The following is a 2,030-nucleotide window of genomic DNA, read 5'->3' on the forward strand; positions in this document are numbered from 1 at the left end:
ATTGACGTTACCCGCAGAAGAAGCACCGGCTAACTCCGTGCCAGCAGCCGCGGTAATACGGAGGGTGCAAGCGTTAATCGGAATTACTGGGCGTAAAGCGCACGCAGGCGGTCTGTCAAGTCGGATGTGAAATCCCCGGGCTCAACCTGGGAACTGCATTCGAAACTGGCAGGCTAGAGTCTTGTAGAGGGGGGTAGAATTCCAGGTGTAGCGGTGAAATGCGTAGAGATCTGGAGGAATACCGGTGGCGAAGGCGGCCCCCTGGACAAAGACTGACGCTCAGGTGCGAAAGCGTGGGGAGCAAACAGGATTAGATACCCTGGTAGTCCACGCCGTAAACGATGTCGACTTGGAGGTTGTGCCCTTGAGGCGTGGCTTCCGGAGCTAACGCGTTAAGTCGACCGCCTGGGGAGTACGGCCGCAAGGTTAAAACTCAAATGAATTGACGGGGGCCCGCACAAGCGGTGGAGCATGTGGTTTAATTCGATGCAACGCGAAGAACCTTACCTACTCTTGACATCCAGAGAACTTTCCAGAGATGGATTGGTGCCTTCGGGAACTCTGAGACAGGTGCTGCATGGCTGTCGTCAGCTCGTGTTGTGAAATGTTGGGTTAAGTCCCGCAACGAGCGCAACCCTTATCCTTTGTTGCCAGCGGTCCGGCCGGGAACTCAAAGGAGACTGCCAGTGATAAACTGGAGGAAGGTGGGGATGACGTCAAGTCATCATGGCCCTTACGAGTAGGGCTACACACGTGCTACAATGGCGCATACAAAGAGAAGCGACCTCGCGAGAGCAAGCGGACCTCATAAAGTGCGTCGTAGTCCGGATTGGAGTCTGCAACTCGACTCCATGAAGTCGGAATCGCTAGTAATCGTAGATCAGAATGCTACGGTGAATACGTTCCCGGGCCTTGTACACACCGCCCGTCACACCATGGGAGTGGGTTGCAAAAGAAGTAGGTAGCTTAACCTTCGGGAGGGCGCTTACCACTTTGTGATTCATGACTGGGGTGAAGTCGTAACAAGGTAACCGTAGGGGAACCTGCGGTTGGATCACCTCCTTACCTTAAAGAACCTGCCTTTGTAGTGTCCACACAGATTGTCTGATGAAAAGTAAATAGCAAGGCGTCTTGCGATTGAGACTTCACGTCCCCTTCGTCTAGAGGCCCAGGACACCGCCCTTTCACGGCGGTAACAGGGGTTCGAATCCCCTAGGGGACGCCACTTGCTGGTTCGTGAGTGAAAGTCACCTGCCTCAGTATCTCAAAACTCATCTTCGGGTGACGTTTGAGATATTTGCTCTTTAAAAATCTGGATCAAGCTGAAAATTGAAACGACACATCTTTAATGGTGTGTTCGAGTCTCTCAAATTTTCGCAATCAGAAGTGAAACATCTTCGGGTTGTGAGGTTAAGCGACTAAGCGTACACGGTGGATGCCCTGGCAGTCAGAGGCGATGAAGGACGTGCTAATCTGCGAAAAGCGCCGGCGAGGTGATATGAACCTTTGACCCGGCGATGTCCGAATGGGGAAACCCAGTGCAATTCGTTGCACTATCGTTAACTGAATACATAGGTTAACGAGGCGAACCGGGGGAACTGAAACATCTAAGTACCCCGAGGAAAAGAAATCAACCGAGATTCCCCCAGTAGCGGCGAGCGAACGGGGAGCAGCCCAGAGTCTGAATCAGCTTGTGTGTTAGTGGAACGGTCTGGAAAGTCCGGCGATACAGGGTGACAGCCCCGTACACGAAAGCACACAGGTTGTGAACTCGAAGAGTAGGGCGGGACACGTGGTATCCTGTCTGAATATGGGGGGACCATCCTCCAAGGCTAAATACTCCTGACTGACCGATAGTGAACCAGTACCGTGAGGGAAAGGCGAAAAGAACCCCGGCGAGGGGAGTGAAAAAGAACCTGAAACCGTGTACGTACAAGCAGTGGGAGCACCCTAGTGGTGTGACTGCGTACCTTTTGTATAATGGGTCAGCGACTTATATTCTGTAGCAAGGTTAACCGTATAGGGGAGCC

General features: G+C 52.7%; 1 tRNA gene and 2 rRNA genes. All 3 read left to right on the forward strand.

Going from position 1 to position 2,030, the window contains the following annotated elements:
* A 16S ribosomal RNA gene (locus AC27FC_RS23030) occupies positions 1–1,065 on the forward strand; the annotation flags it as partial.
* 84 nt (positions 1,066–1,149) lie between these two features.
* Positions 1,150–1,225: transfer RNA gene (locus AC27FC_RS23035), tRNA-Glu, on the forward strand.
* Positions 1,226–1,408: 183 nt separating this feature from the next.
* Positions 1,409–2,030 (forward strand): 23S ribosomal RNA (locus AC27FC_RS23040); the annotation flags it as partial.

Source organism: Enterobacter sp. C3_dUdeg, assembly GCF_057536195.1.